The organism is Vitiosangium sp. GDMCC 1.1324 (genome assembly GCF_003044305.1).
Lineage (GTDB): Bacteria > Myxococcota > Myxococcia > Myxococcales > Myxococcaceae > Archangium.
This window is the reverse complement of sequence record NZ_PZOX01000002.1, coordinates 365931-390710: the sequence shown is the minus strand read 5'-3', so window position 1 is coordinate 390710 and position 24780 is coordinate 365931. Positions and strand designations below refer to the sequence as shown.

The following is a 24780-nucleotide window of genomic DNA, read 5'->3' as shown; positions in this document are numbered from 1 at the left end:
TGAGGCCCCACGGGGTCGGCCAACCTCCAGAGGCCCGGGTAAACGATGGATTCCGGACGGATGCTCTTTCCCCTCGCCAGATGGTTTGAGCTCCATTGGGCAAGTGGGACCCGGTGTATTCCCCGGGTGTGACGAGCAGTGAATAATATTGCAGGGAGAACCTGGAATCCAGGAATTCGGGGTGTCAGAACGGTGGCAAAGGGCTGTTCCCGGGCCGGGGTTGGGCTAGAGGAGGCGCCCATGAGTGCACCGTCGTCCCCCTCGACCCCCGCTGTTCCGGAAGCCACGGAGCCCTACAAACGCGTCGCCACGATGGCGCTGGGAGCGTTGGGCATCGTCTACGGAGACATCGGAACCAGCCCGCTGTACGCCCTGCGCGAGTGTTTCACCGGAGAGCACGGCGTGCAGCCGACGCATGAGAACGTGCTCGGGGTGCTGTCGCTCATCTTCTGGGCGCTCATCATCGTGGTGTCGGTGAAGTACCTGGTGTTCGTGATGAGGGCGGACAACCGGGGCGAGGGCGGGATTCTCGCGTTGATGGCGCTGGCGATGCAGCGCAAGCGAGGCGAGGAGGTGAAGGTGCGCCCGGTGGTGATAACGCTGGGCATCTTCGGCGCGGCGCTGCTGTACGGGGACGGGTTGATTACGCCGGCCATCTCGGTGCTGAGCGCGGTGGAGGGCCTGAGCGTGGCCACGCCGCTGTTCGAGCGCTACATCCAGCCGCTGACCATCCTCATCCTGCTGGGCCTGTTCCTGATTCAGCGGCACGGGACGGCGGGGATTGGCGCCATCTTCGGGCCGTTCATGCTGGTGTGGTTCATCACGCTGGCGGCGCTGGGCGTGAAGGAGATGGTGACGTACCCGGCGGTGGTGTGGGCGTTCTCGCCGATGCAGGCGGTGCGCTTCTTCATGGACAACCACTGGCACGGCTTCCTGGTGCTGGGCGGGGTGTTCCTGGTGGTGACGGGTGGCGAGGCGCTCTACGCGGACATGGGCCACTTTGGCTGGAAGCCCATCAAGTGGGCGTGGTTCACGGTGGTGCTGCCGGCGCTGATGCTCAACTACATGGGGCAGGGGGCGCTGCTGCTGAGGGATCCGAGCGCGGCGCGCAACCCCTTCTACCTGCTGGCGCCGGAGTGGGCGCTCTACCCGCTGGTGGCGCTGTCCACGGGGGCGACGGTCATCGCCTCGCAGGCGCTCATCTCGGGGGCGTTCTCGATTACGCAGCAGGCCATCCAACTGGGCTACAGCCCGCGCCTGGAGGTGGTGCACACCTCGGCGGAGGAGCGGGGGCAAATCTACCTGCCGGGCCTGAACCTGGCGCTGCTGGTGGGCGTCATCTGCCTGGTGCTGGGCTTCAAGTCGTCCACGAACCTGGCGTCGGCGTACGGCATCGCGGTGACGTCGACGATGGCGATTACGACGGGGCTGGCGTACGTGGTGGCGCGCGAGCGGTGGAACGTGTCGAGGGCGGTGGCGCTGCCGATCGCGGGGTTCTTCGCGCTGGTGGACCTGAGCTTCTTCGGGGCGAACGTGGTGAAGGTCGCCGCGGGAGGCTGGTTCCCGCTGCTGCTGGCGGTGGTGGTGTTCACGCTGATGACGACGTGGAAGCGGGGCCGCGACATCCTGGCGAGCCGGCTGCGGGCCACCACCATGCCGCTGAAGGACTTGCTGGAGAGCTTCGGCAACCATCCGCCGGTGCGGGTGCCCGGGACGGCCATCTTCATGACGGGGAGCCCCGAGGGCACGCCGCCGGCGCTGCTGCACAACCTCAAGCACAACAAGGTGCTGCACGAGCAGGTGATGCTGCTGACGATCGCCTCGGAGGAGGTGCCGCACGTGCCGGCGGAGGACCGGGTGGAGGTCATCAAGCTGGAGGAGGGCTTCGTGCGGGTGATTGCCCGCTACGGCTTCATGGAGAACCCGAGCATTCCGGACATCCTGAAGCGGGGCCGGGAGAAGGGGTTGCAGTTCAACCTGATGGGGACGTCGTTCTTCCTGGGGCGGGAGACGTTGATTCCGAGCAAGAAGCCGGGGATGGCGATGTGGAGGGAGGCGCTGTTCGCGTGGATGTCGCGCAACGCGCGCAGCGCGACGTCGTACTTCCGGATTCCGCCCAACCGGGTGGTGGAGCTGGGAGCGCAGGTGGAGCTGTAGTCACCCGGCCTTGCGCGCCGCCAGGCCGTACATCAACGGCAGCTCGGGGACGCCCTCGGGGAGCAGGTAGCGGCGCCCGGGGGCCTCGCGCATGCCCTCGAGGCCGTTCCAGCCGTTGGTGTAGCAGTACTCCTCCAGCCGCTCGAGCGTGAGCCCGTGGCGCAGCAGGGGGTTGATGATGTCGCCCAGTCCCCACTGGAAGCCGTGGCTCGGGTGGGGGTTGTTGAAGTCGCGCACGCCCTCCTCGTAGCCCCAGGGTGTGATTCCCTTGCCGGAGAGGGCGACGTAGTCCCCCACTCCGACGGCCTCGGGGACGTGGTGGCCGCCGCCATAGGGATAGGTGAGGCGCAGCTTCTCGTCGAAGAGCCAGAGGACGGGGTGGAACTCGACGAGGACGAAGCGGCCACCGGGCTTGAGGACGCGCGAGATGCCCTCGGCCCAGGGCTCGAGGTCGGACAGCCAGTAGATGGCGCCGTAGGAGCTGAAGACGAGGTCGAAGCGGGCAGGTGGGGCGGAGGCGAGCCAATCGTAGACGTCGGCGCGCTCGAAGGTGCCGGGGAGGCCGGAGCCGGCGGACAGGCGGCGGGCGAAGTCGATGGCCTCGTCGCTGATGTCCACGCCGGTGACGTGGGCGCCGAGGGCGGCGAGGCTGAGGGTGTCCTGGCCGGAGTTGCACTGGAGATGGAGGAGCGAGCGTCCGCGCAACTCACCGAGCAGCTCGAGCTCCTCGGGGAAGAGGGTGGAGCCGCCCTCGCGGAGGAAGCGGGCCTGGTCGCCCTTGTGACTGTTGTGGGCGCGGGTGGCGGCGTTCCAGGAGAGGCGGTTGGCCTCGTGCAGTTCCTTCTTCGGCATGGGGAGGGTCTCCGGGGGAGGGCAGCGCGTTCCGCCCCCGTGACGCGGCAGCATCCCGAGACCTGACGGACAGGTGCGAGAAAGCGGGGGACGGGGTATGGATGGTGATCGAGCGTGGCGGGTGGATGGAACAACACCCAAGGTGCGGAGCGGATTGTAAGAGAGAGGGCCAAGGTCAGACGGCATGTACATCTGTAGAGTACTGCTCAAGGACGTTCGGGGGCTTCCTGATATTGGCATCGACTTTCAGCGCCCCGATGGGCGCTACGCGGGTTGGACAGTGCTGGCTGGGCGCAATGGCTCCGGGAAGTCCACCCTCCTGAAGGCAATTGCCCTCACGATTGTGGGCCCTGGCGCTATGCGTGGGTTACAGCGGAGCTTCGTCGGGTGGATCCGTGAGGGAGAAGATGGGGCTATTGCCTCGACAGAGTTGGCTATTGACGAAGCAGATCGCTTCAGCGGATCGAATGATGTGCCCCAAGAGCGCATGTGGACGGGGTTGGCATGGATCCGCATGGCTGGTGGATCTGAGCCTGCGCTATTTGCGCTTGATGATGAGCGCAAAGTCCAACTCCGCCCTCAGCTTCAGGAGCGTGGTCCTTGGGCTATCAACCCGGTCGGATGGTTCATGGTTGGTTATGGACCTTACCGAAGGTTGTCGGGCTCTGGTTCTGACGTTCAGGGGTTGATGCAAGGTCCGCCTTCCGTAACTCGGCTGGTAAATCTCTTCAGAGAAGACTCCGCGCTCATCGAGAGCGTCCAGTGGCTCAAGGAGTTACACCTGCGACGTCTGGAGAAGCGTGAAGGAGCGGCGGAGCTTCTCGATGGGGTCTTGAAGTTGCTGAACGATGGTTTGTTGCCTGATTCCACGAAGGTCGACAAGGTCGATTCCGAGGGGTTGTGGGTGACTCAGGGGCAAGTGTCTCTTCCTCTACGCGACATGAGCGACGGTTATCGGACGGTCGTTGCTCTCGTGATGGACATCGCCCGCCAGCTCCATGCGACCTATGGCGAATTCAAGCTGGTTCAACAAGATGGCAGATGGTGTGTGTCATACCCTGGCGTCGTGTTGATTGATGAGGTTGAGCTACACCTGCATCTCTCCTGGCAGCGGCGCATCGGTTTCTGGTTCAAGAGCCGGTTCCCGAACATCCAATTCATCGTCACCACGCACAGCCCGTTCGTCTGCCAAGCTGCGGACCCAAAGGGGCTCATCCGGCTCCCAGCCCCAGGCGAGGACCGCACTGCAGAGCACGTTTCCGACGAGCTGTACAAGACGGTGGTCAATGGCACCGTCGATGAGGCAGCCTTGACCGAGTTGTTCGGGCTCGAGCACGTCCACTCCGATGAGTCCGAGCGGCTTCGCGAGCGCGTGGCGCAACTGGAGGCACGTGTCCTCGAAGGTGGAGCTACCCCCGAGGAGCGCGAGGAACTGGACCGCCTCTCCGCGCAACTCCCAAACACAGGGAGTGCCCTCGTGGATCGCGCGGTGCGGAAGCTCGGGCTCGACAAATGAAGAAGTTGAACCGTGAGCCGCTGAGCACGTCGACGATGGCCTTTCTCGACGAGCGCACGCAACAGGTGCGTACCGCTGCAGATCCAAAAAGAGAAGCGCAGCACCTGTGGAAGCTGCAGGACAAAAAGGCGTTCGAGGAGGTTCGCGCGACACTTGAGTCCATGGCGACGGGGCGCCAGCGCTGCATGTACTGCGAGGACAGCGCGGCCACGGACATCGAGCACTTCTGGCCGAAGTCGAGATTCCCCGAGCGGGCCTTTTCCTGGACCAACTACCTGCTGGCGCGCAGCGGCTGTAACAGCAACTACAAGCGCGAGCAGTTCCCCCTGGATGGCTCCGGGGTTCCGCTTCTGATTGATCCCACCGTAGAGGAGCCTCGCGAGCATCTGGTCCTCTCGGTCAGGACCGGCAAGTACCGCCCCAGGACGATTGAGGGCCGGGAGAGTCCCAAGGGCGAGAAGAGCATCGAGGTCTTCGGGCTGGGGCGCGATATCCTGGAGAAGGGACGCCAGGATGCATGGAACACCCTTCCGGCGCTCCTGCTGCGTTACGACGACCTCTGCTCACGGAGAGACTGGGTGCGTGCCATCGAGACGCAGCGGACCCTCTGCCGCTTTCCGTTTGCCAGCGTCTTCGTCTGGTTCCTCGACATCGCGTCGGGACCGTATGCGGCGACGTTCATTGATGAACGCTGTCTGTCGGTTCTCGACAAGTACCCCGACATCAGGGGCTGGCTCTGAGCCTGGCTGCCTGCTCTCGCGCCGTTTCGGATTGTCTCCACGTGAGAACCGTTCGCCGATGACAGTGCTACAGCCCTCCAGGACGGAGGCCACGTCACTGGTGGACAGGGACACCGCCGCATTCGTCGTGGAGCGGACGTCAGGGGGTCTCTCGCTGGACATTGCACCGCCTGCACGCTCCTCGCGCAGGCCACTGCATCACTACTGATTTGCCCAGCATGGGTGCTGCGTTGCCCTCGCTGGGGAAATTTCATGCGCGATACCTGCCTGACTGCTCGCTTGCCGAGCACGCTTCGTGGCTTCGGTGTGTGTCTGTCCGTCCTGTCGCTCGTCGGCCTCGTGTCAGGCTGTGGCGGCTACGACGAGGACTCGGAGTCGCCCTCCCTGAACGAGACCGCGCCCGTGCTGGAGACCCAGCCACCCTCGTCCAGGCCTCCCCCCGGGATTCCCACCTCCTCCGAGCCTCCTCCGGGAGGTCCTGCCCGCGGCGGCTTCGTCGTCGTGACGGGCGATGACGCCGATGACTTGTGGCACTGCGAGGGGACTCGCTGCGGCGGCCTCTATCCCTCGCTCTTCCGGGCCGCGCTCTCCCGCTCGCGCTCGAGAGGCACGGGCATCCTCGCCATCGGCGTCAACGGTGGGCAGGCGCTGAACTCCTTCAACGGTTGGAACGAGCCCACCCACGGTGGCCCCGGTGCGCGCGTCACCCATGTGCGCTCGATCGAGGACATCTCCAAGGTGGACTTCAACCGCTTCGCCTTCGTCTACCTGCCCTCGGCGGAGCATCACACGCTGGGCGGCCTCACCGAGCAGCAGATCTCCGCGCTCAACACGCGCCAGCGGGACCTCGCGCGGTTCATCAATGAGAAGGGGGGCTCGCTCATCGCGCTCACGCAGGCCGAGGTCCGCGGAGGTTGGGGCTTCCTCCCCCTTCCGCTCGACACCGCGGACGTCACGTTCGACTTCGCCGAGCCCAGCGCGGAGCTCCACATGTTCGCGCCCACCATCAGCGCCTCCGAGCTCAGTCACAAGTCCTTCCACAACGTCTTCACGGGGCCCGCGGGCTTCTCGGGGCTGCGCGTGCTCGCCTACAACAACGAGGTCTACAACCCGCACTCGGGCAGGCCGGTGATGCTCGGAGGTACCGCCGTCATCCTCACCTCGGAGAACTGCGCGGACGGAATCGACAACGACGGGGACGGCGCGGTGGATGGGCAGGACACGGACTGCCAGGTGTGCGGCAACGGGACCGTGGACCCCGGTGAGGCGTGCGACGACGGGAACGTGAAGGACGGAGATGGGTGCAGTGCCTCGTGCAAGCTGGAGCGCCGGTGTGGCAACGGCCGCGTGGACCCTGGCGAGTCGTGTGACGACGGCAACCAGACGAGCGGGGATGGTTGCAGCGCCTCGTGCCAGAAGGAGAACCGCGCGCCCCAGACCACCTGCCACGATGTCTCCGTGTGCACGGACCCGGGCGTGTGCGTGGCCACCGTCACCAACCTGGCGACCGCTACGGACCCGGATGGAGACTCGGTCTCGTGGGACCTGCACCCGCAGGGTCCGTATGCCCCGGGAGAGTACGGCGTCTGTGTCACCGCCTCGGATGGCCAGACGCAGGACTCGTGCTGGTCCCAGGTGAAGGTGCGTGATTGCGAGGCTCCCGCGCTCGTGTGCCCCGCGGACTTCCGCGTGGAGTGCTCCGGCCAGGGCCTCGCCCTCGTGTCGCCGCCGTCCGCCACCGCCACCGACAACTGTGGCCCGGCCACGGTCACGCAGCCCGATGCGATGGCGCTGCCGCTGGGCTCGCACAAGCTCGCGTACTCGGCGGTGGACGCGTCTGGCAACACCTCGACCTGTGCGCCCACCGTCACGGTGGTGGACACGCAACCGCCCTCCGTCGAGTGCCCCGCGCCCATCGTCGCCGAGTGCACCGGCCGCGCCTCCGCCTACGTGGACCCCGGCGTGGCCACCGCCACCGATTCCTGCACCGCGGCCCAGGTCTCCGGCCCCATGGCGGACTGGTACGCGCTCGGCTCCAACGTGGTGCGCTACACCGCGCGGGACACCTCGGGGAACGAATCGTCGTGCACCACCACGATCAACGTGGTGGACCAGACGCCTCCGGTGGTCACCCTGTCGCCGCCCGAGCCGCTCTGGCCCGCGGACCAGCGCTACCGCACCATCCGCCTCGAGGACTGCATCGTGGTGCATGACCAGTGCGGCGGTGGCCTCACGCAGACGGGAGCCTCGGCCTCCATCTCCTGCGTCTCCTCGGACGAGGCCCAGAGTGGCGCCGAGCCGGACATCGTCTTCGTGGATGCCACCACGGTGAAGGTTCGTGCGGACCGCTCGGCCGCCGGGGATGGCCGCGCGTACACGCTCCACTTCGAGGTGCGCGATGCAGCGGGCAATGTCACCCAGGGCCTGTGCCCCGTGGGGGTGCCCCTGGCGTATGGGAGTGCTCCCGTGCACGACAGTGGCGAGGTCTGGCGCTCCTGCCGTCCGGAGGGCAGTGGGCTTCAGTGGAAGCCCATCTCCCTGGCGCAGTAGGGCCGGAGACTCAGCCCCGCGCCGAGCTCCCGGGCGGGCTCATTCGTCGAGCAGCACCGGCGAGAAGCCCGCCGCGTCGCACGAGGCCAGCACGTAGCGAATCCCGGCCCGCTCTCCCGTGAAGCCGGCCGGGATGCCTCCGGCGTGCAGGTGCCCGTACACGCACACCTTCGGCTTGAACGCCTCGATGGGCCCCAGGAACGCCGTGGGCTTCTCGTTGGCGTACATCGGCGGGAAGTGCACCGCCACCACGCGCGTCAGCGGCTCGGCGCTCTCCTTCTCCTTCTTCTCCGCGTCCGCGATGGACGTCGTCAGCCGCCGCGTCTCCCGCTCCACGTACCCCGCGTCTCCGGTCTCGTCCCCCATCTCCCCGCCCGGCATCGGCGGAGCCTCGGGCGCCGTCCACAGCCGCGTGCCGGCGATCACCCACCGCCCGATGACGAACGCGCTGTTGTGCAGGAAGCCCTCCAGCGACTTGTACGGCTCCAGCAGCTTGCGCAGCTTCGACGCCGAGTCTCCCCACCAGTAGTCGTGGTTGCCGCGCACCAGCACCTTGCGGCCCGGCCGCTCGTCCAGCCACTTCAGATCGTCCATCACCTCCGTGGGCCGCGTGGCCCACGAGATGTCTCCCACCACCAGCACCACGTCCTCGGGACGCACCTTCGCGTCCCAGGCGCGCTGCAGCGGCAGCGGGTGCTCGGTCCACCCGAACCGGTGCATGTCCTTGTTGCGCGTGGAGGGCAGATGGGTGTCCCCGATGGCGAAGAGACGCATCCCCCTCTCCTAACCCAGCCCGCTTCCCGCGTCGCCCTCGACGTGGCCCTCCGCCTGCCAGTCCCCGGGCCGTCTGGGTGCCTGCTTTCTCCTTAAATTTCTCGTTTTATTTGAATTCAAATATAGGCGGGCTTTTCAAGTACAACAAGAAAAGGCATCTTGTCGGGCAAGCTCCCCCCAGAAGGGGCGGAGCCTGCGCTTCACCTGCCGTTCCCCCCCCCTACAAGGAGTGCATGCATGCACCCGTTCCGTAAGCCGTTGGTGGCCGCAGCAGCCGCCGCGCTCTCGCTGGCCGCGTGTGGTCCGCAGGAGCCCACCCCCTCCACGACTCCCGCCGCCGTCGAGGACTCGCGCACCCCTGCCCAGCGCGAGGCCGAGCGCACTCCGTACGAGCTGGACAGTGCCTTCGCCCAGGCCGCCGCCGAGTTCAAGGTTCCGGCGGACCTGCTCAAGGCCATCTCCTTCACCGAGACGCGGTGGGAGATGGTGAAGGGTGAGGTGGAGTTCGAGGGCATGCCGGCGGCGTACGGCCTGATGGCGCTGCGTGGCGCCAACGTGGCCGAGGCCGCGCGCCTGGCTGGCGTGTCGGAGGAGGCGGTTCGTACCGAGCTCCTGGCCAACATCCGGGGCGCGGCGGCGCTGCTGTCCTCGTACGCGGATGCGCTGAAGGTGGACCGGGCGGAACTGGGCGCGTGGGCGCCTGCGGCCGCGAAGCTCAGCGGCATCACCAACAGCGAGGCGCAGGCCGAGTACATCCACAGCAAGGTGTACGACGTGCTGCGCAAGGGAGCGGTGGCGAGCACGCCGGCGGGAGCGGTGGCGGTGTCGCTGATGCCGACGCGGGTGCAGGCGCAGTTCGCCTCGCCGAGCGTGCATGCCATGGCCGCGGGCCCGGACTACGCCGCCGCCATCTGGCGCCCCTCGCCCAACTTCAACTCGCGTCCCACCGATTCCACCGGCGGCGTGCAGATCGTCGTCATCCACACCTGCGAGGGCACGTACTCGAGCTGCTGGGGCTGGCTGATCAACCCCGACGCCGGCGTGAGTGCGCACTACGTGGTGAGTGAGGACGGCTCGGAGATCTCCCAGCTCGTGGCCGAGGCGAACCGCGCCTGGCACGTGGGCGCCACCTACGATCCCAGCCTCAACGGCGGTGTGTTGAGTAACCTGAAGGGGGTGTCGGTGAACCACTTCGCGGTGGGCATCGAGCACGGTGGCTTCGCCAGCCAGACGTCCTTCCCGACGGGGCAGATCGACGCCTCGGCGAAGCTCTCGTGCGACATCACGAGGGACCGTGGCATCGTGCGAGACAGCTACCACATCGTGGCGCACGGTCGCCTGCAGCCGGCGACGCGCACGGATCCGGGTCCCAACTGGCCGTGGTCCTCGTACATCAGCAAGGTGAAGGGCTACTGCGGCGACCCCATCATCATCGACAGCAACAACGCCAACAATGACACCGCCAGGGGCTACATCGAGGTGTCCGGCAACTGGGTCTCCGCGTCCGCGACGTCGGGCTATTACGGCTCGGACTACTACTACGCCAACACCCAGGCCATCTCCGACCCGGCGACGTTCTACTTCTACCTGCCGGTGGCGGGCAGCAAGACGATCGACGCCTGGTGGACGGCGGGCACCAACCGCTCGGCCACGGCGCCCTTCATCATCTCAGACGTCAACGGCACCAAGCTGGCCACGGTGAGCGTGAACCAGCAGGTCAATGGCGGCGCCTGGAACACGCTGGGCACGTGGAGCTTCCCGGCCGGTTTGAACAAGGTGCAGCTCAGCCGCTGGACCACCGAGGGCTCGGTGGTCATCGCGGATGCCATCCGCGTGCGCTGATCCCCTGACGTGTTGACCCGGGGCAGGGTGGGCCGCGGCGACTGACCGTGCTCGCCCTGCTCCGTGGACCGCGTCACGTCCGCGTCACGGAACCATTTCCAACAGTATGGAATTTCAAGAAAAACGGGCTTCCCAAGGGGTCCGGGAAAGTGCATTTTGTCGGCCCTCCAAACGAGGAGAAGGTCGGAGCTGTTGCTCCGCCCTTTTGGTATCCCCCCCCACAAGGAGTGCTGTGCATGCACCCGTTCCGTAAGCCGTTGGTGGCCGCCGCAGCTGCTGCGCTCTCGCTGACTGCGTGTGGTCCGCAGGAGCCCACCCCCTCCACGACTCCCGCCGCCGTCGAGGATTCGCGTACCCCCGCCCAGCGCGAGGCCGAGCGCACCCCGTACGAGCTGGACAGTGCGTTTGCCCAGGCCGCCGCCGAGTTCAAGGTTCCGGCGGACCTGCTCAAGGCCATCGCCTACACCGAGACCCGGTGGGAGATGGTGAAGGGCGAGCAGGAGTTCGAGGGCATGCCGGCGGCGTACGGCCTGATGGCCCTGCGCGGCGCGAACGTGACCGAGGCGGCACGTCTGGCCGGAGTGTCCGAGGAAGCGGTACGCACCGAGCCGCTGGCCAACATCCGTGGAGCCGCGGCGCTGCTGTCCTCGTACGCGGACGAGCTGAAGGTGGACCGGGCGGAGCTGGGCGCATGGGCGCCTGCGGCCGCGAAGCTCAGCGGCATCACCAACAGTGAGGCGCAGGCCCAGTACATCCACAACCAGGTGTACGACGTGCTGCGCAAGGGAGCGGTGGCGAGCACGCCGGGCGGAGCGGTGGCGGTGTCGCTGATGCCGACGAAGGTGCAGGCGCAGTTCGCCTCGCCGAGCGTGCACGCGATGGCCGCGGGCCCGGACTACGCGGCGTCCGTCTGGCGCGCCTCGCCCAACTACGGCTCGCGTCCCTCGGGCACGGACATCCAGCTCATCGTCATCCACACCTGTGAGGGCAGCTACTCGAGCTGCTGGAGTTGGTTGACCAACACCGCGGCCCAGGCCAGCGCGCACTACGTGGTGAACGAGAGCGGCAGCGAGATCTCCCAGCTCGTGGCCGAGGCGAACCGCGCCTGGCACGTGGCGGCCAGCTATGACTGCAGCCTCAACGGCAACGTGATGTGCGGCCTCAACACCGTGTCGGTGAACCACTTCTCGGTGGGCATCGAGCACGGCGGCTACGCCAGCCAGACGTCCTTCCCGGCCGGGCAGATCGACGCGTCGGCGAAGCTGACGTGCGACATCTCGAAGGACCGGACCGTGGTGCGTGACAGCTACCACATCGTGGCGCACGGGCGGCTGCAGCCGTCCAGCCGCACGGACCCGGGTCCCAACTGGCCGTGGTCCTCGTACATCAGCAAGGTGCAGGGCTACTGCGGCACCACCAGCTCCAGCCTGATCATCGACAGCAACAACGCCAACAACGACACCTCCAAGGGCTACATCGAGGTGTCTGACTCGTGGATCTCCACGTCCTCGACGGCGGGCTACTACGGCTCGGGCTACTTCTACGCCAGCACCCAGGCCATCTCCGACCCGGCGACGTTCTACTTCTACATGTCGGCGGCGGGCAGCAAGACGATCGACGCGTGGTGGACGGCGGGCACCAACCGCTCGGCCACGGCGCCCTTCATCATCTGGGACGCCAACGGCAACAAGCTGGCCACGGTGAGCGCGAACCAGCAGGCCAATGGCGGCGCCTGGAACACGCTGGGCACGTGGAGCTTCCCGGCCGGCTGGAACAAGGTGCAGCTCAGCCGCTGGACGACCGAGGGCTCCGTGGTCATCGCGGACGCCATCCGCGTACGGTAATGATGTGACGTGATGACTCGGGACTTCGCGAAGCAGGCGTGGCGGGGTGGGGCGCGGCGGCTGGCCGTGCTCGCCCTGCTCGGAATGGGGTGCAAGGCCGGCATGTGTGGCGGCGGAGCCTCCGGCTCGGGTCCCCTCTCCTCGGAAGAGCGGCGGGGGATGCCTGGAGTCATCGCCTTCGTCTCGGAGCGGGCGCCCCAGAAGGATGTCTGGCTGGTGCGGCCCACGGGCGAGGAGTCGCAGCTCACGCGAGGTCCCGAGGACGAGTATCCCGCCGCGCCGTCTCCGGATGGCGCGGCGGTGTTGGTGGTGGCGGCGGCGGAGGTGGGCGGGCTGCACGTGGAGCAGCTCCGGCTGGCGCCGCTGGAGGGTGGCCCGGTGGTGATGCTGACGGAGCCGCGGGCGCGGGCGCGCAACCCGAGCTGGTCACCGGACGGTTCCTGGTTCGTGGCCGAGTCGGACGCGCAGGGCTTCAGCGACGTGGTGCGGCAGGCGCCGCGTGCGGGCGCGGAGGTGACGCGGCTGGCGACGGCGCGCGAGGGCAACTTCGAGCCGAGTGTGTCACCGGACGGGACGCAGGTGGCGTTCGTGTCCAGCCGCGAGGGGGACCCGGAAATCTACGTGATGAAGGCGGACGGGACGGACGTGCGCCGGTTGACGGCCTTCTACCGGGAGGACATGGCGCCGCGCTGGAGCCCGGACGGGAAGTGGATTGCGTTCCTGAGCGATCGCGAGGGGCGCACGCGGGTGTTCGTGGTGAAGCCGGACGGGACGGGGCTGAAGTCGGTGTCGGGGAGCGCGACGACGGGCGAGGAGCGGGAGCCGGCATGGAGCCCGGACGGACAGACGCTGGTCTTCGTGGCGAAGGGGAAGGAGCAGAACGGGAAGGCGCGCGTCTGGGTGGCGAAGGTCGCGGGCGGGGAGGCGGTGGCGCTGACGGATGGGAAGAGCGTGGATGACCAGCCGGCGTGGAGCCCGGATGGGAAGTACCTGGTGTTCGCATCGGACCGCACGGGAGACGTGGAGCTGTTCCTGTCGCGGGCGGATGGAAGCGGCCAGACGCAGCTGACGAAGTCGAAGGGCGCGGACTGGTTGCCGCGCTGGTTCGTGCCCAAGGCGCCGCTTCCCGCGGGAGCGACCCGGGCCGAGGGTCACTGACCCATCATTCCCAGGGCGAGCGGGGGGTTGAGATCATCTCCCCTCTCGGGTTGCCCTACCTGAGACGACACCCGGGTGACGGGCTCCGTGGAGCTCCCCGGGGCAGGCTTGCCATTCGTGGCGCCAGACCGCAGACTGCCTGACCTGAGACGTCAGGGGCCTCCACTATACTGAATACGTTCAGTGACGGAGAGGCCAGGGGCCTGTCCGGGACGGGAGGCGAGGGGCATGAGACGCCGGAAGGTGGAGCTGCGACGGGAATACGAGGTGCTGAAGAGGGGCCGGCTGGAGGCGCAGGAGCGGGGCTGGCGGCTCGAGGCCCTCATCTACGAGTTGCTCGAGTCCGAGTCCTTGCGCCCACGGCGCAACACCCGTCCGCCCGGAGAGGAGATCGACATCTCCTTCACCGACGGATATCGGCACTTCCTGCTGGAAGCCCGGTGGATGGAGCGGGTGTCGGTGGGGGATGTGTTCGCGTTCCGGGGCAAGCTCGAGGGGAAGCTGGCCGGGACACTGGGCGTCTTCCTCTACCTGGGAGCGGAGTTCAGCAAGGGAGCCATTCAGGCCATGACCTGGGGAAAGGGCATCAACACCCTGCTGTTCAGCGAGCACGATCTCGACGACGCCCTGTTGCGCGCGCACTCGTTCCGCGAGGTGCTCGAGGTGAAGCTCTGGCACGCGGCGAGCTACGGGCAGTGTCATGCGACCTATCGGTCGATCAAGGACTTCCGGGGGAACTCATGAGGGGAAGAGCGTTGAAGCAGTCGGCGCAGCGGAAGATTGCCTTCCTCGTCGATGGCGACAAAGAGAAACTGTTCGTGGAAGCGCTGGCGTGGAAGCTGGTTGCGCGGCAGCGCCTCGCATCTCAGCCCTGTTTCGCGACCCTCCGTTTCGCGGACACTCCTCGCGAAGGGATCTTCTCCCTGGTGGAGTTGCTGCTCACCAAGAACTACCAGCGCTTCTTCATCCTCTTCAACACGGGCTCCACCAGTAGACGCCGCATCTCTTTGATGGCCAGTGAGCTCCAGGAGCCTCTCGTCCGGGTGCGGCTCGAGGACAAGGTGTCGCTGATTCCCTTGGTGCCTTCCATCGAGCGCTGGGTGCTCGCGGATGAGAAGGCCCTCGAGCGAGCCTCGGGGACACGCGTCCCGGAAGAGCTGTGGCACGAGCGGGGCCGGCCCGAGGAGGTGCTGCGGGAGTTGCTCGGTGAGTGGGGTCCCAGGGAGCAGAAACGCGTAGCGCGGTACCTCGACCCCGAGCGGATCCGCACCCGGGACGCGAGCTTCGATGCCTTCGCCCGGGCCCTCCAGGAAGCGCTCGTGGGACGAGCACCTCCGCTGTTCGAGGAGCAGGACTCCGCGGTCCCGTGACGCTACGGAGGGTAGCTGCCCGGGTACAGGGTGAGGACGAGCCCCATGCCCGGAGTGGCTCCCGCGTTGCGCGGCAGGTAGTCCTGGGTGCCCTGGATGGAGAGGCTGAAGGTCTCCGCCTCCGCGCCGGAGTGCACGTAGAGGAAGAGGCCGGTGGCGCTGGTCCCCGTCTGGTCGGCGCTCTGGAAGTCTGGGGCGGGGTAGTAGATGCGGTTGGCGAGATCTCCGCGGTCGAGCACGACGCGGGCACCCGCGACGGGCGCGCCAGCGGCATCCACGACGCGGCCGAGGATGAAGCCGGCCTCGCGCAGGGTGCGAGCCCGGTCGCTGGTATGGGCGCGGATCTCCATCTCGCCGACAGCGCGGGTGAGAGCGTCGTGGAAGGCGTTGGGCAGCGCCCAGGCCCGGGCGTCGATGATGTCGGTGCGCGGCCGGGTGCGGGTGAAGACGGTGTCGAAGACGACGGTGGAGCTGCGAACGAAGCCCTCGAGCTCGAGGCTCGCGGCGAGGCTCAGGTGGATGTCGCGCACCGGCACCTCCGGCACGGAGAACGCTCCGTCGGCGCCGATGTCTCCCCGGCCGAGGATGGAGTCCGCGTCGTTCACGCCGACACGCAGGGGCTCCTCCAGGGTGAGGGCGACGCCGTCGAGCGTGGGCGCCGGCTGGCCCTGGGCGTCGAGCAGGCGGGCGGCCTCGGGGAAGACCTCGGCGCGGCCGGAGACGGTGATGGTCAGGTGGTCGAGATCCACCGTCGAGCTGTCACTGCGATCGACACCGGGGTCGGGATCAGAACCCGGGCCACAGGCAGTGGGGACGAGCCCGAGGAGAGCGCAGCAGAGGACGAGACTCGGACGCTTCATGTCTGCGCGCCAAGATCTTCACGCTCCCGCGCGTCGGCAATCCCACCCTGGGGCCGCAGACGTCCCATGGATGACGGAACGCTCCGCCATCCGAGTGCTCACAGGTGGAAAACACGAAGGGCCGCCCCTGCCTCGCGAGAGGAAGGGAGCGGCCCTCGAGTCACGAACAACGTGAAGTCACGCTCTACCGGCGACGGCCCCAACCATTTCCGTTGCCGTTGCCACCACCGTTGTTGCCACCACCGTTGTTGTTGGGCGGAGGAGTGGAGTTGCCACCACCACTGTTACCGCCACCACTGTTGCCGCCACCGTTGCCCCAACCGCCCCCATTGCCACGCGGAGGAGGTGAGCCGCCGCCGCTGTTGCCGCCACCGCTGTTGCCGCCACCGTTGTTGCCGCCACCGTTGTTCCCCCAGCCGCCGCCGTTGCCCTGGTCGCGAGGAGGAGGCGGCGGGGTGCTGTTACCGCCGCCGCTGTTGCCGCCACCGTTGTTCCCCCAGCCGCCTCCATTGCCACGCGGAGGAGGCGGGGTGGTGTTGCCGCCGCCGCTGTTGCCGCCGCCGCTGTTGCCACCACCGTTGTTCCCCCAGCCGCCGCCACGGGACGGAGGCGGCGAGTTGTCGTCGTCATCGTGGTCCCGATCATGGCCGCGACCGGGATTGCCGCTACCGTTGTTCCCCCAGCCGCCGCCGTTGCCGTGGTGTCCAGGAGGACTCGTGTTCGGGCCGCCATTGCCGCCACCCGGGTTGGACGGAGGCGGATTGCCCCAGCCACCACCGCTGGTCGGGGGCTGCGAGCCGGTGCTCGAGCCCGGAGGAGGGGTGCCCCAGCCGCCACCGGAGGTGGGGGGAGGCTGCGAGTTACCCCAACCACCGTTGGGGTTGCCGCCGCTGGTCGGGGGCCGCGAGCCGTAGCCCGTTCCCGGAGGAGGAGGCGGCCTGCTGGAGTTGCCCCAGCTGCCCCCATTCGAGGGCGGAGGCGGCGGGTTCGAATAGCCGCCACCGATGGGCGAGGCGTCGTGCGAGTTGCCCCAGCCACCATTGTTGGAGGACGGCGGCGGAGGCGGCCGGTAGTTGTTGTAGACGTACACCGAGCGACCCCGGTCCCAGCTGTAGGTGCTGCCCGAGTACGTGTACGGGAAGTAGTCGTGGCTGTGGCGGCCGTGGAGGTAGCAGGTGCCGCCGCCGACTACCGGGTGGTAGTCGAAGTACCAGACGACGCGCGGGCCCCGGTACACGTAGATGTTGTCGGAGTACGTGTAGGTGTTGATGTCCGAGGGGGCATACTCATGGACATGGCTATACGACTCGGTGCACCAGCCTCCGTATGCGTCGGGGTGCGGCCCCGAGTACCGGTACTCGTAGGTGGTGGTGGTGTTCGAGGAGTAGTAGCCCGGCTGGTGGTAGTGGGCGACACAGCCGGTCCCCATCATCAGGGCGGCCGGGACGGTGAGGACGAGAAGGCGACGCATGGAGTTTCTCCGGGGCCGGAGGCAAGGCCGGCCCGCCCATTTCATCATGGCGACGACACCCAAGCAGACGGGGGAGCTGGAGGAAAATTCAACCTCCTGTTTCCGCGCGGGTGGAGTCTCCGGGCCTGAGGGCTAGTGCACCATGCGCTCGGATGAGCCGGAGCGGGGGGCGTACAGCTTGCCCAGGCAGGTGAGGATGTGCTGGCGGTACTCGGCCACCTCGCGCAGACCGCACACCATCCACCGGCCGGCGATGACGAGCGTGGGGACTCCGCGCACGCCCCGGCTGGCCGCCACCTGGTGCTCGTCGAGGATGAGCTTGCGCGTGTCCTCCGAGTGGTACGCCGCCGAGAAGGGGCCCATGTCCAGGCCCACGCGGCTGGCCAGCTCGAAGATGACATCCGTGCGCGTCACGTTGACGCCCTGCTCCAGCGCCGCCCGCTGCATGGCTCGCGCGAGGTACGCCCTCGCCGTCGGGCCCTGCAGCCGCGCCGCCTCGAGCGCCGCCAGTGCGGGGATGCTGGAGCGCGGTGCGTCTCCGCCCTGCCACAGCTCCGTCGTCAGCAGCTTGGCCACCGGCTCCGGCTCCTGCTGGGCCCGGCGTACCTCCTCCGTCAGCCCGCGCAGCTCCTTCTCCGTGGGCCTCTTGTCCTGCAGGCGCAACGGGTAGGGGCGCACGCGCCATCGGATGGCATCTCCGAGCTCTTGCTTGAGGGACTCCAGCCGCAGGTCGGCCAGATAGCACCAGGCGCACAACACATCCTGGTAGACGGTGATCTGCAGCGGCTTGGACGGGAGCTTCATGTGCGAGCGCACACAGATTACGAAGGCCGCACTCCCACTGCCAATCCCCTCCGACACTTTGGAGATGAGCCCATTCCCAAGAGGGCCAGGCAAGAAGCTCGTCCGCTCGCCTGCTCCGCGAGCGGCACTCCCGCGTGTCACACCGTCTGGCGCGCACCGAGAGTGAGGGCGTGGTCGATCATCGCCCCGGCGATGTCCTGCTTCGTCGCCTGCTCCAGTCCCTCGAATCCGGGGCTGGAGTTGAGCTCCATCAACCGCGGCCCCGAGCGCCCCTCGAGCATGTCCACGCCGGCGATCTCCAGCCCGAGCAGGCGCGCGGCCCGCACCGCCACATCCATATATGCGGGAGGCAACTCCACCGGGTGGCCCTCGCCGCCGCGGTGGATGTTGGAGCGGAACTCACCCTTCTTCGCCCGCCGCTGCATGGCGCCCACCACCGTGTCTCCCACCACCAGGGCGCGCACGTCCCGGCCTTTACTCTCGGCGACGAACTCCTGGAGCACCACCTCCTGCCCCAGGTCCCAGAAGGTGTTGACGATGGTCTGCAGCTCCTGGAGCGAGTGGGCGATCATCACCCCGACTCCCTGGGTGCCGCGCAAGAGCTTGATGATGACCGGCAGCCCGCCCACCTCCTCCACGAGCTTGCGGACGTTGCTGCGGTCGTGCGCCATCACCGTCCGGGGCACGTCCAGCCCGGCGCGGCACAACAGCTGGAGCGCCCGCAGCTTGTCGCGGCTCTGGGAGATGGCCAGGGAGCCGTTGAGCACCGGCACTCCCATCATCTCGAAGTGGTTCACCACCGCCAGGCCGTAGCCGGTGATGGAGGCGCCAATGCGGGGAATCACCACGTCCACGCCCTTGATGTCCACCCCGCGGTAGAGCATCCGCGGCTGGCCCGGGGCGAGCACCATGGTGCAGCGCAGGGTGTCCAGCACCAGGGGCCGGTGGCCGCGCTGCTTGATGGCTTCCACCAGCCGCCGGGTGGAGTACAGGGCGCGCTTGCGCGAGAGGATGACCACCGTCTTCTTCGCCTTCGGGCGGCGGGAGTCTGGCGGGGGCGGGACCTCCTCGGGCGGCCGCGGCTCGACGGGACGCGCGGGGGCCTTCGGGCGGGCCCGGGTGGGCGCCTTCTTGGACGAGACCTTCTTGGCGGGCATGGAAGGGGGGCGACACTACCACGAGCGGGGGCGGGCCGCGTCGGCCGTGTTTGCTATCATCGGAAAATGATGAGCCCTCCTGAACCACATCCGGACGATATCCTCACCAATCCGGGGGAGAACGGACTCGACTCCATCGTCGCGCCCCCCGAGGGCGGAGTCGGCTCCGGCACCGAGGTCCTGGTGCTGGAGACGCGTGCCACGCTCAAGCTGCGCAAGTGTCGGATTCAAGTGACGGCCGGGCCGGACGACGGCAAGTCCCTGGTGTCCGACAAGGAGCGCCTGCGCTGTGGGGCCCACCCCACCAACGACCTGGTGCTCGCCGAGGACCGCACCGCCAGCCGCCACCACTTCGAGATCATCAACACCGAGCGCGGCTGGTTGCTGGTGGACCTCAACTCCACCAACGGCACCTTCCTGGATGGCCGGAGGATTGAGCGCGCCTACCTCTCCAGCGGCTCGCAGATCCGCGCGGGCTCCTCCACGCTCGCCTTCGCCCCCATCGACGAGGAGGTGACGGTTGAACCGGACCGCGAGGGCGAGCTGTGCGGACTGGTGGGACAGAGCGTGAAGATGCGGCAGGTGTTCGCGCTCATCAAGAAGATCGCCCCCATGGACATCTCCGTCATCATCGGCGGGGAGACGGGCACGGGGAAGGAGCTGGTGGCGAGGGCCATCCACGAGCTGAGCGGGCGCAAGAAGGGGCCCATGGTGGTGCTGGACTGCGGCGCCATTCCGCCCAACCTCATCGAGAGCGAGCTGTTCGGCCACGAGAAGGGGGCCTTCACGGGAGCGATGACGGCGAGGCCGGGCGCCTTCGAGCGGGCGCACGGGGGCACCATCTTCCTGGACGAGCTGGGCGAGCTGCGGTTGGACCTGCAGCCCAAGCTGTTGCGCGTGCTGGAGAACCGCGAGGTGCGGCGCGTGGGCGGCAACGACATCATCGAGGTGGACTGCCGCGTCATCGCCGCCACCAACCGCGACCTGGTGAAGGAGATAGCGGCGGGCAACTTCCGCGAGGACCTCTTCTTCCGCCTGTCCGTCATCAACCTCCAGCTGCCGCCGCTGCGCGAGCGCCGCGAGGACATTCCGCTGATCCTCAAGCGGGCGCTGGCGGACCCGGAGCTGTTGGCGCAGCACGGCCGCAAGAACATCTCCCCCGAGGCCCTGGCCCTGCTGATGGCCTACGCATGGCCGGGCAACGTGCGCGAGCTGATGAACGTGCTCTCCCACGTGCTGGCCTTCAGTGACGGCGAGGCGGTGATGCCCGAGCACCTGCCCCCTCGCGTTCGGGGCCAGGAGCGCGAGGGGCCGCTGTCCTTCAACGAGCACCTCACCTTCAAGGACGCCAAGGAGCAGTTGCTGGAGAACTTCGAGCGCGAGTACGTCACCAGCGTCCTCACCCGCTGCGAGGGCAACCTCTCCCGCGCTGCTCGTGAGAGCGGCCTGCACCGCAAGTCCATCGAGCGTCTGGTGAAGAAGTACCAGCTCGACGCCAAGGGCATGAAGCCGCGTTGACGCGACGCGTCGCCGTCCAGTTGACCGATTGGACAGTCAGGGGGAAGAGTGGGACAACGGCACTAATATGAGTACCGAGGAGTCCCAGCCCCCCCAGGGACGCGAATCCGGTCAGGCGGCAGTGGAAGCGGCGTTGACGCTGCCGTTGGTCATCTTCCTCGTGCTCGGGACGCTGCAGCTCTTCATGATGCTGCAGGGCCGCATCATGGCCGAGTACGCGGCCTTCCAGGCGGTGCGCGCCGGCAGCCGCAACCACGGTAACTGCGTGCCCATGGTGCACGCGGCGCTGGCCGGGCTGCTGCCCAGCGTGACGCCCTACCTGGGCGGCAGGGGCAGTGGCTCCGCGGCGGACAAGCTGGCCGAGGCCTGGAAGGCGCGCATCGGCAACAACCCTCGGAATCCGGACCCGCGCTACGTGCAGGGCCAGGGGATGGACGGCAAGCACGACGGGCCCATCTTCTGGCTGGTGCGCGAGTCCCCGCGCCCCTCCGCCTGGAACTCCGAGGAGGACCTGAACTTCGACTCTCCCAAGGGCAACGGCTCCCAGGCCATGCGCCTGGAGGTGCGCCTCATCTATTGGTACCGGCTGCGCATCCCCTTCGCGGACTGGGTCATCAGCCGGATGCTCCTCGCCCACCTGGGGTTGAAGAACTACGACGCCGCCAACCCGCTCAACCCGGCCGACAAGGCAGCGGGCTGGAAGAAGAGCTCCGGCACCGTCATCAACCTGGACCCGCTCATTCGCAGCGAGCTGAGTTCCCGGGTCGGCTCCGGCCAGTACGTCTACCCCATCCAGGCCACCTACGGCATGCGGATGATGACTCCCCCGCGCAAGACGTTCTTCGAGCAGCAGAACTGCGCCACCACTCCGGAGGGCCTGTGATGAGACGTCGTGGCCAGACCCTGGTGGTGTTCGCGCTCACGCTCCTGCTGCTGGTGCTGATGGTGACGATGACCCTCTCCATTGGCATGAAGGCCAAGGAGAAGATGGAGCTGCAGACGGTGGCGGACGCCGCCGCCTACTCCAACGCGGTGGCCACCGCGCGGGCCTTCAACTCCATCTCGCTGATGAACCGGGCGCTGATGGGGCACATGGTGGCCATGACGGGCGTGGAGAGCCTCATCTCCTGGAGCAGCTACTACCGCGCCTCCATCCACGCCGCGGTCAATGCCTACGACCAGCCCTTCGACGTGTACGCGCTGATCGCCGCGACCAACTGCCCACTCCCCAATCCCGCGAGCGTCAAGCTGTGCCAGTGCTCCACCAAGGCCATGACTGACATCAGCCGCGCGCAGAGCGATCTGCGACGGGCGGACAGCCGGCTGCGGAACAACTGGAACCGCCTGGATCAGCGGGCGGGCCTCGAGGCGAAGAAGCTGCAGATCGGCACCATCTCGGCCGAGCAGCAGGACGTCTACAAGCAGCTCACCGAGAGCGTGATCGAATCGAAGCTCGCCGAGAGCATCGTCAAGGAGGCCGACAAGGGAGCCCGGTTCAGCGGTGAGCTCAAGGCGCTCGAGGTGGGGGTCAACAAGCGGGAGCTCGAAGGCGGGTGGGGCTGCTCGGGCGAGGGCGCCGCCTGCAGCCGCCGCGACGCGGGCCACAAGCTGCACTTCGTCGATGCCGCCATGGGCAGCCGCGGCTACGCCTTCGTCACCGGCCGCGGCCAGGGCGGGCTCATCCAGATGAAGCTGCAGACCGTCATGCCCTCGGGAGACGTCGTCACGAGCGTCACCAACTCCGGCAGCGGCTACTTCCCTGCCGAGGGGCGGATGACACACTCGGCCCAGTCCATCGACGCCACCGAGGTGTGGGGGGACGATCACGGCACCGTGAGCATCCTCTTCACCCGTGGCCAGGCGCCATGCCCGCCGGTGCTGCCGGGGTCGTCCGGGGCCAGGGCGCACGTGCGCAGCAACCACCAGGGCGACTCCTCGGACGAGCACCAGTGGACCGGGGGCAGCGACACGAACGCGCAGATCCACACCATGGGCACGTGCACGCAGTGCCCCGGCATGTGGCCCTCGCACATGGATTACAACTACAAGCTGGTGACGCGGGACGCGGACAACTGGGGCCAGCCCAAGAACTACGCCGTCATCCAGCGCGACTACAAGCAGCGCCCGGACAAGCGGGCGGATCCGTGGAACCTCCTCTTCCGCTTCCGCTTCTCCCCGAGCAGGGCCGGCACCACCTTCGACAACCGCGGCATCCAGCTGTCCCCGGCCAACGGTGGCACCGACATCTCCGAGGCCACGGCGCTCTCGGCGGGCATCGCCTATTACAAACGCGAGGGCAACTTCTGGCGGGAGCCGCCCAACTTCCTCAATCCCTTCTGGCGGGCCACGCTCGTGTCGGCCCACGTGGATGAACAGGGGGAGCAGCGGGACGTGGCGCAGGCGCTCAATGCCGCGGCGCCCTTCTCCGCCGACGCCTACCGCGCGCTCAAGAGGGAGGGGTACGAGGGATGGTGAGGCTCCGCGACAGGTCTTCCCAGCGCGGTCAGGGCACCACGGAGCTGGCGCTCGGACTGCTGCTCTTCGTCACCATCCTCATCTTCGGCATCCACTTCGCCGAGGTGGGCTACCTGTCCCTCAAGGTGCAGGAGGCCTCCACCAGCGCCCTGTGGGACACCACCAGCGCGAAGATGCATGAGCTGCCGAGGCAGTTCACTCCCCTCGAGAACCTCATCAGCTCGGACCAACCGGGCCAGCAGGCCACCGAGCGCTACCAGGACTTCGATGGGCGCACCTCGAAGCAGGGCAGGGCGAAGGTGGTCCAGGTCTTCACCTCGGCCGAGGGCTTGAGGGTCACGTGTGGCGACGCCGGGAGCATCTCCTTCAAGCCCAGCGCTTCCACTCAGGGCCGGGTCTACAAGGACGTGGGAGGGATGAGCTGCAACGCCCGCGCGGTGCTCTCTCCCACGCGGGCGCTCACTCGCAGCTTCCTGGACAAGGGGCCGGGGTCCTTCTTCGACGTGCCCCACTATGCCGTGGGGGTCATCCCCGTGTGCGGCCTGGGCCGCGCCAAGGGCGGCAACTGCGCCGGAGGTTTCGGCATCCTCTTGGATGACTGGGGACTGGCCGGCCGCGACGAGTCCCAGGAGTGTCTCGTGCTGGACGGAGCCGGTTGCGACAACACGCCCTATTACCGCTCCGCCAAGGAGGTCTACGACCAGCACAACACGGTGGATGGTTCCTCTCAGAGGCTGGCGCAGACCATTGTCGGCACGGCCCCCATTGATCCAGGCAGGTTCTGGATGAGCTTCCGGGGCATGAACAACGAGTTCCTGGAGAGTGAGCGCGGCGGCGACAGGGATCCGAACAACTGGCGGACGACGCCGGGCAAGAAGAGCCGCACCACGGAGTACGACACCTCCTTCAGCCGGCGCGGCACCTGCTTCCTGGGGACCACGTGCAACTGAGTGCTCGGGCGGGTGTGCTGCTAGTGGCGCTGCTGTGTGGCGCGGGCTCCGCGTCCGCGCAGCGGCCGGAGTTCACCTGGGATGTGCCCCGCGTGCTGGAGGCGGTGGCGGTGCCGGGGGTGATGCGGGCCGACGGCATCCCGGTGCGGCTGCGCTCGGTGAAGAGCGCCGAGAAACCCCAGGTCATCCTCCAGCACCTGGTGGACCGCTTCCAGGCCGCTGGCCTCTACATCCCGCCCGACTCCCATCGCACCCAGTGGCTGGCGGAGCCGCAGCTCACCGCGCTCGATACGGAGCGGCTCATCTCCTACACCTTCGTCCTGCAACCCAACCCGGATGGCACCACCACCGTGGTGTTGGGCGAGGCCAATCTGGCCGAAGCCCGGCAGGAGCAGTCCGCCTTCGCGCCCGTCTTCCCCGGGGGGACGGACCTGATGCAGAGCGACCTGGAGGGCGCTCTCGCGATGACGTACGTGGCGGAGGCGGACCCCACGAAGGTGCGGGACTTCTACCTGAAGGAGCTGAGCGCGGCGGGCTATGCCGAGAGCGAGTCGGGGACGTGGCGCCGCCGGGGCGAGGAGCTCCGGGTGGGGCTGCGCCAGGCCGCGCCGGGCAAGGTGGTGGTCATCATCCTGCGCCGCACCGTCGTCGAGGACGTGCTGTCGCCAGACGTCCGCGAGGGCCCAACGCCCGCCCAGCGTTCAAAGCCGGCGGCCCGGTCCGAGGCGGGCAAGCCCTGAGT

General features: G+C 67.8%; 20 protein-coding genes. 14 read left to right on the top strand and 6 right to left on the bottom strand.

The genetic code is table 11. The features are described 5' to 3' along the window. Positions 1-240 precede the first annotated feature (240 nt). Positions 241-2157: a potassium transporter Kup gene (locus DAT35_RS06075; RefSeq protein ID WP_108065937.1), complete on the top strand. Its 1917-nt coding sequence runs from the start codon at positions 241-243 to the stop codon at positions 2155-2157. Here the strand turns inward: DAT35_RS06075 and DAT35_RS06070 are convergent, their stop codons facing one another. Continuing rightward, a complete protein-coding gene (locus DAT35_RS06070) occupies positions 2158-3009 on the bottom strand; it encodes a class I SAM-dependent methyltransferase (protein WP_108065936.1) in 852 nt (283 codons plus the stop codon). Positions 3010-3193: 184 nt separating this feature from the next. On the opposite strand from DAT35_RS06070, the gene DAT35_RS06065 reads away from it, so the two are divergent. The 3 genes from DAT35_RS06065 (at position 3194) to DAT35_RS06055 (ending at position 7815) form a co-directional block, all read left to right on the top strand. Further along, positions 3194-4525 (top strand): AAA family ATPase, encoded by a 1332-nt coding sequence (locus DAT35_RS06065; protein WP_108065935.1) that lies wholly within the window; start codon positions 3194-3196, stop codon positions 4523-4525. Further along, positions 4522-5265 (top strand): hypothetical protein, encoded by a 744-nt coding sequence (locus DAT35_RS06060; RefSeq protein ID WP_108065934.1) that lies wholly within the window; start codon positions 4522-4524, stop codon positions 5263-5265. Before DAT35_RS06065 ends, DAT35_RS06060 begins: the two co-directional genes overlap by 4 nt. A gap of 252 nt (positions 5266-5517) precedes the next feature. After that, entirely contained in the window at positions 5518-7815 is a 2298-nt protein-coding gene (locus DAT35_RS06055; RefSeq protein ID WP_108065933.1) for an HYR domain-containing protein, read from the top strand. A 39-nt stretch (positions 7816-7854) separates the two neighbouring features. Here the strand turns inward: DAT35_RS06055 and DAT35_RS06050 are convergent, their stop codons facing one another. Beyond that, the gene (locus tag DAT35_RS06050) at positions 7855-8589 is read right to left on the bottom strand and encodes a metallophosphoesterase (RefSeq protein ID WP_108065932.1); all 735 of its coding nucleotides are present in this window, start codon (positions 8587-8589) and stop codon (positions 7855-7857) included. A gap of 237 nt (positions 8590-8826) precedes the next feature. On the opposite strand from DAT35_RS06050, the gene DAT35_RS06045 reads away from it, so the two are divergent. The 5 genes from DAT35_RS06045 to DAT35_RS06025 all read left to right on the top strand — a co-directional run bounded on the left by DAT35_RS06045 (position 8827) and on the right by DAT35_RS06025 (position 14803). Next, entirely contained in the window at positions 8827-10431 is a 1605-nt protein-coding gene (locus DAT35_RS06045; protein ID WP_108065931.1) for an N-acetylmuramoyl-L-alanine amidase, read from the top strand. 236 nt (positions 10432-10667) lie between these two features. After that, positions 10668-12275, top strand: coding sequence for an N-acetylmuramoyl-L-alanine amidase (locus tag DAT35_RS06040; protein WP_108065930.1), 1608 nt, complete (start codon positions 10668-10670; stop codon positions 12273-12275). A gap of 12 nt (positions 12276-12287) precedes the next feature. Continuing rightward, positions 12288-13433 (top strand): LpqB family beta-propeller domain-containing protein, encoded by a 1146-nt coding sequence (locus DAT35_RS06035; RefSeq protein ID WP_199242823.1) that lies wholly within the window; start codon positions 12288-12290, stop codon positions 13431-13433. A gap of 228 nt (positions 13434-13661) precedes the next feature. Continuing rightward, on the top strand, positions 13662-14177 hold the full coding sequence (locus tag DAT35_RS06030) for a hypothetical protein (RefSeq protein WP_108065929.1): 516 nt from the start codon (positions 13662-13664) through the stop codon (positions 14175-14177). Next, positions 14174-14803, top strand: a complete 630-nt coding sequence (locus DAT35_RS06025) for a hypothetical protein (RefSeq protein ID WP_146209587.1) — start codon at positions 14174-14176, stop codon at positions 14801-14803. Before DAT35_RS06030 ends, DAT35_RS06025 begins: the two co-directional genes overlap by 4 nt. A gap of 2 nt (positions 14804-14805) precedes the next feature. Here the strand turns inward: DAT35_RS06025 and DAT35_RS06020 are convergent, their stop codons facing one another. The 4 genes from DAT35_RS06020 to DAT35_RS06005 form a co-directional block, all read right to left on the bottom strand. Then, positions 14806-15663: a hypothetical protein gene (locus tag DAT35_RS06020; RefSeq protein ID WP_108065927.1), complete on the bottom strand. Its 858-nt coding sequence runs from the start codon at positions 15661-15663 to the stop codon at positions 14806-14808. A 184-nt stretch (positions 15664-15847) separates the two neighbouring features. Next, the gene (locus DAT35_RS62065; RefSeq protein WP_108065926.1) at positions 15848-17134 is read right to left on the bottom strand and encodes a hypothetical protein; all 1287 of its coding nucleotides are present in this window, start codon (positions 17132-17134) and stop codon (positions 15848-15850) included. A 132-nt stretch (positions 17135-17266) separates the two neighbouring features. After that, positions 17267-17938 carry a DsbA family protein gene (locus tag DAT35_RS06010; protein WP_108065925.1) on the bottom strand — a complete coding sequence of 224 codons (672 nt, stop codon included), beginning with the start codon at positions 17936-17938 and terminating at the stop codon, positions 17267-17269. Positions 17939-18075: 137 nt separating this feature from the next. Then, positions 18076-19095, bottom strand: coding sequence for a RimK family alpha-L-glutamate ligase (locus DAT35_RS06005; RefSeq protein WP_108065924.1), 1020 nt, complete (start codon positions 19093-19095; stop codon positions 18076-18078). Positions 19096-19164: 69 nt separating this feature from the next. Between DAT35_RS06005 and DAT35_RS06000 the strand changes: the two genes are divergently transcribed. From DAT35_RS06000 to DAT35_RS58800, 5 genes are all read left to right on the top strand, one after another. After that, a complete protein-coding gene (locus DAT35_RS06000; protein WP_108066423.1) occupies positions 19165-20613 on the top strand; it encodes a sigma 54-interacting transcriptional regulator in 1449 nt (482 codons plus the stop codon). Between the two features lie 67 nt (positions 20614-20680). Next, positions 20681-21496, top strand: a complete 816-nt coding sequence (locus tag DAT35_RS05995; protein WP_108065923.1) for a TadE/TadG family type IV pilus assembly protein — start codon at positions 20681-20683, stop codon at positions 21494-21496. Further along, entirely contained in the window at positions 21496-23088 is a 1593-nt protein-coding gene (locus DAT35_RS05990) for a pilus assembly protein TadG-related protein (protein WP_108065922.1), read from the top strand. The genes DAT35_RS05995 and DAT35_RS05990 overlap by 1 nt, the downstream gene beginning before the upstream one ends. Then, positions 23082-24038 (top strand): hypothetical protein, encoded by a 957-nt coding sequence (locus DAT35_RS05985; RefSeq protein WP_108065921.1) that lies wholly within the window; start codon positions 23082-23084, stop codon positions 24036-24038. The genes DAT35_RS05990 and DAT35_RS05985 overlap by 7 nt, the downstream gene beginning before the upstream one ends. Next, complete coding sequence (locus DAT35_RS58800; protein ID WP_158501571.1) at positions 24029-24778, top strand: hypothetical protein; 750 nt, start codon at positions 24029-24031, stop codon at positions 24776-24778. The genes DAT35_RS05985 and DAT35_RS58800 overlap by 10 nt, the downstream gene beginning before the upstream one ends. Positions 24779-24780 lie beyond the last annotated feature (2 nt).

Coding starts and splice junctions, on each gene's coding strand:
- DAT35_RS06070 (WP_108065936.1), bottom strand. CDS start 3,009: ATGCCGAAGAAGGAACTGCACGAGGCCAACCGCCTCTCCTGGAACGCC.
- DAT35_RS62065 (WP_108065926.1), bottom strand. CDS start 17,134: ATGCGTCGCCTTCTCGTCCTCACCGTCCCGGCCGCCCTGATGATGGGG.
- DAT35_RS06000 (WP_108066423.1), top strand. CDS start 19,165: ATGAGCCCTCCTGAACCACATCCGGACGATATCCTCACCAATCCGGGG.
- DAT35_RS06050 (WP_108065932.1), bottom strand. CDS start 8,589: ATGCGTCTCTTCGCCATCGGGGACACCCATCTGCCCTCCACGCGCAAC.
- DAT35_RS06075 (WP_108065937.1), top strand. CDS start 241: ATGAGTGCACCGTCGTCCCCCTCGACCCCCGCTGTTCCGGAAGCCACG.
- DAT35_RS06025 (WP_146209587.1), top strand. CDS start 14,174: ATGAGGGGAAGAGCGTTGAAGCAGTCGGCGCAGCGGAAGATTGCCTTC.
- DAT35_RS06030 (WP_108065929.1), top strand. CDS start 13,662: ATGAGACGCCGGAAGGTGGAGCTGCGACGGGAATACGAGGTGCTGAAG.
- DAT35_RS06020 (WP_108065927.1), bottom strand. CDS start 15,663: ATGAAGCGTCCGAGTCTCGTCCTCTGCTGCGCTCTCCTCGGGCTCGTC.
- DAT35_RS06055 (WP_108065933.1), top strand. CDS start 5,518: ATGCGCGATACCTGCCTGACTGCTCGCTTGCCGAGCACGCTTCGTGGC.
- DAT35_RS05995 (WP_108065923.1), top strand. CDS start 20,681: ATGAGTACCGAGGAGTCCCAGCCCCCCCAGGGACGCGAATCCGGTCAG.
- DAT35_RS06040 (WP_108065930.1), top strand. CDS start 10,668: ATGCACCCGTTCCGTAAGCCGTTGGTGGCCGCCGCAGCTGCTGCGCTC.
- DAT35_RS06035 (WP_199242823.1), top strand. CDS start 12,288: ATGACTCGGGACTTCGCGAAGCAGGCGTGGCGGGGTGGGGCGCGGCGG.
- DAT35_RS06065 (WP_108065935.1), top strand. CDS start 3,194: ATGTACATCTGTAGAGTACTGCTCAAGGACGTTCGGGGGCTTCCTGAT.
- DAT35_RS06005 (WP_108065924.1), bottom strand. CDS start 19,095: ATGCCCGCCAAGAAGGTCTCGTCCAAGAAGGCGCCCACCCGGGCCCGC.
- DAT35_RS05985 (WP_108065921.1), top strand. CDS start 23,082: ATGGTGAGGCTCCGCGACAGGTCTTCCCAGCGCGGTCAGGGCACCACG.
- DAT35_RS06060 (WP_108065934.1), top strand. CDS start 4,522: ATGAAGAAGTTGAACCGTGAGCCGCTGAGCACGTCGACGATGGCCTTT.
- DAT35_RS06010 (WP_108065925.1), bottom strand. CDS start 17,938: ATGAAGCTCCCGTCCAAGCCGCTGCAGATCACCGTCTACCAGGATGTG.
- DAT35_RS06045 (WP_108065931.1), top strand. CDS start 8,827: ATGCACCCGTTCCGTAAGCCGTTGGTGGCCGCAGCAGCCGCCGCGCTC.
- DAT35_RS05990 (WP_108065922.1), top strand. CDS start 21,496: ATGAGACGTCGTGGCCAGACCCTGGTGGTGTTCGCGCTCACGCTCCTG.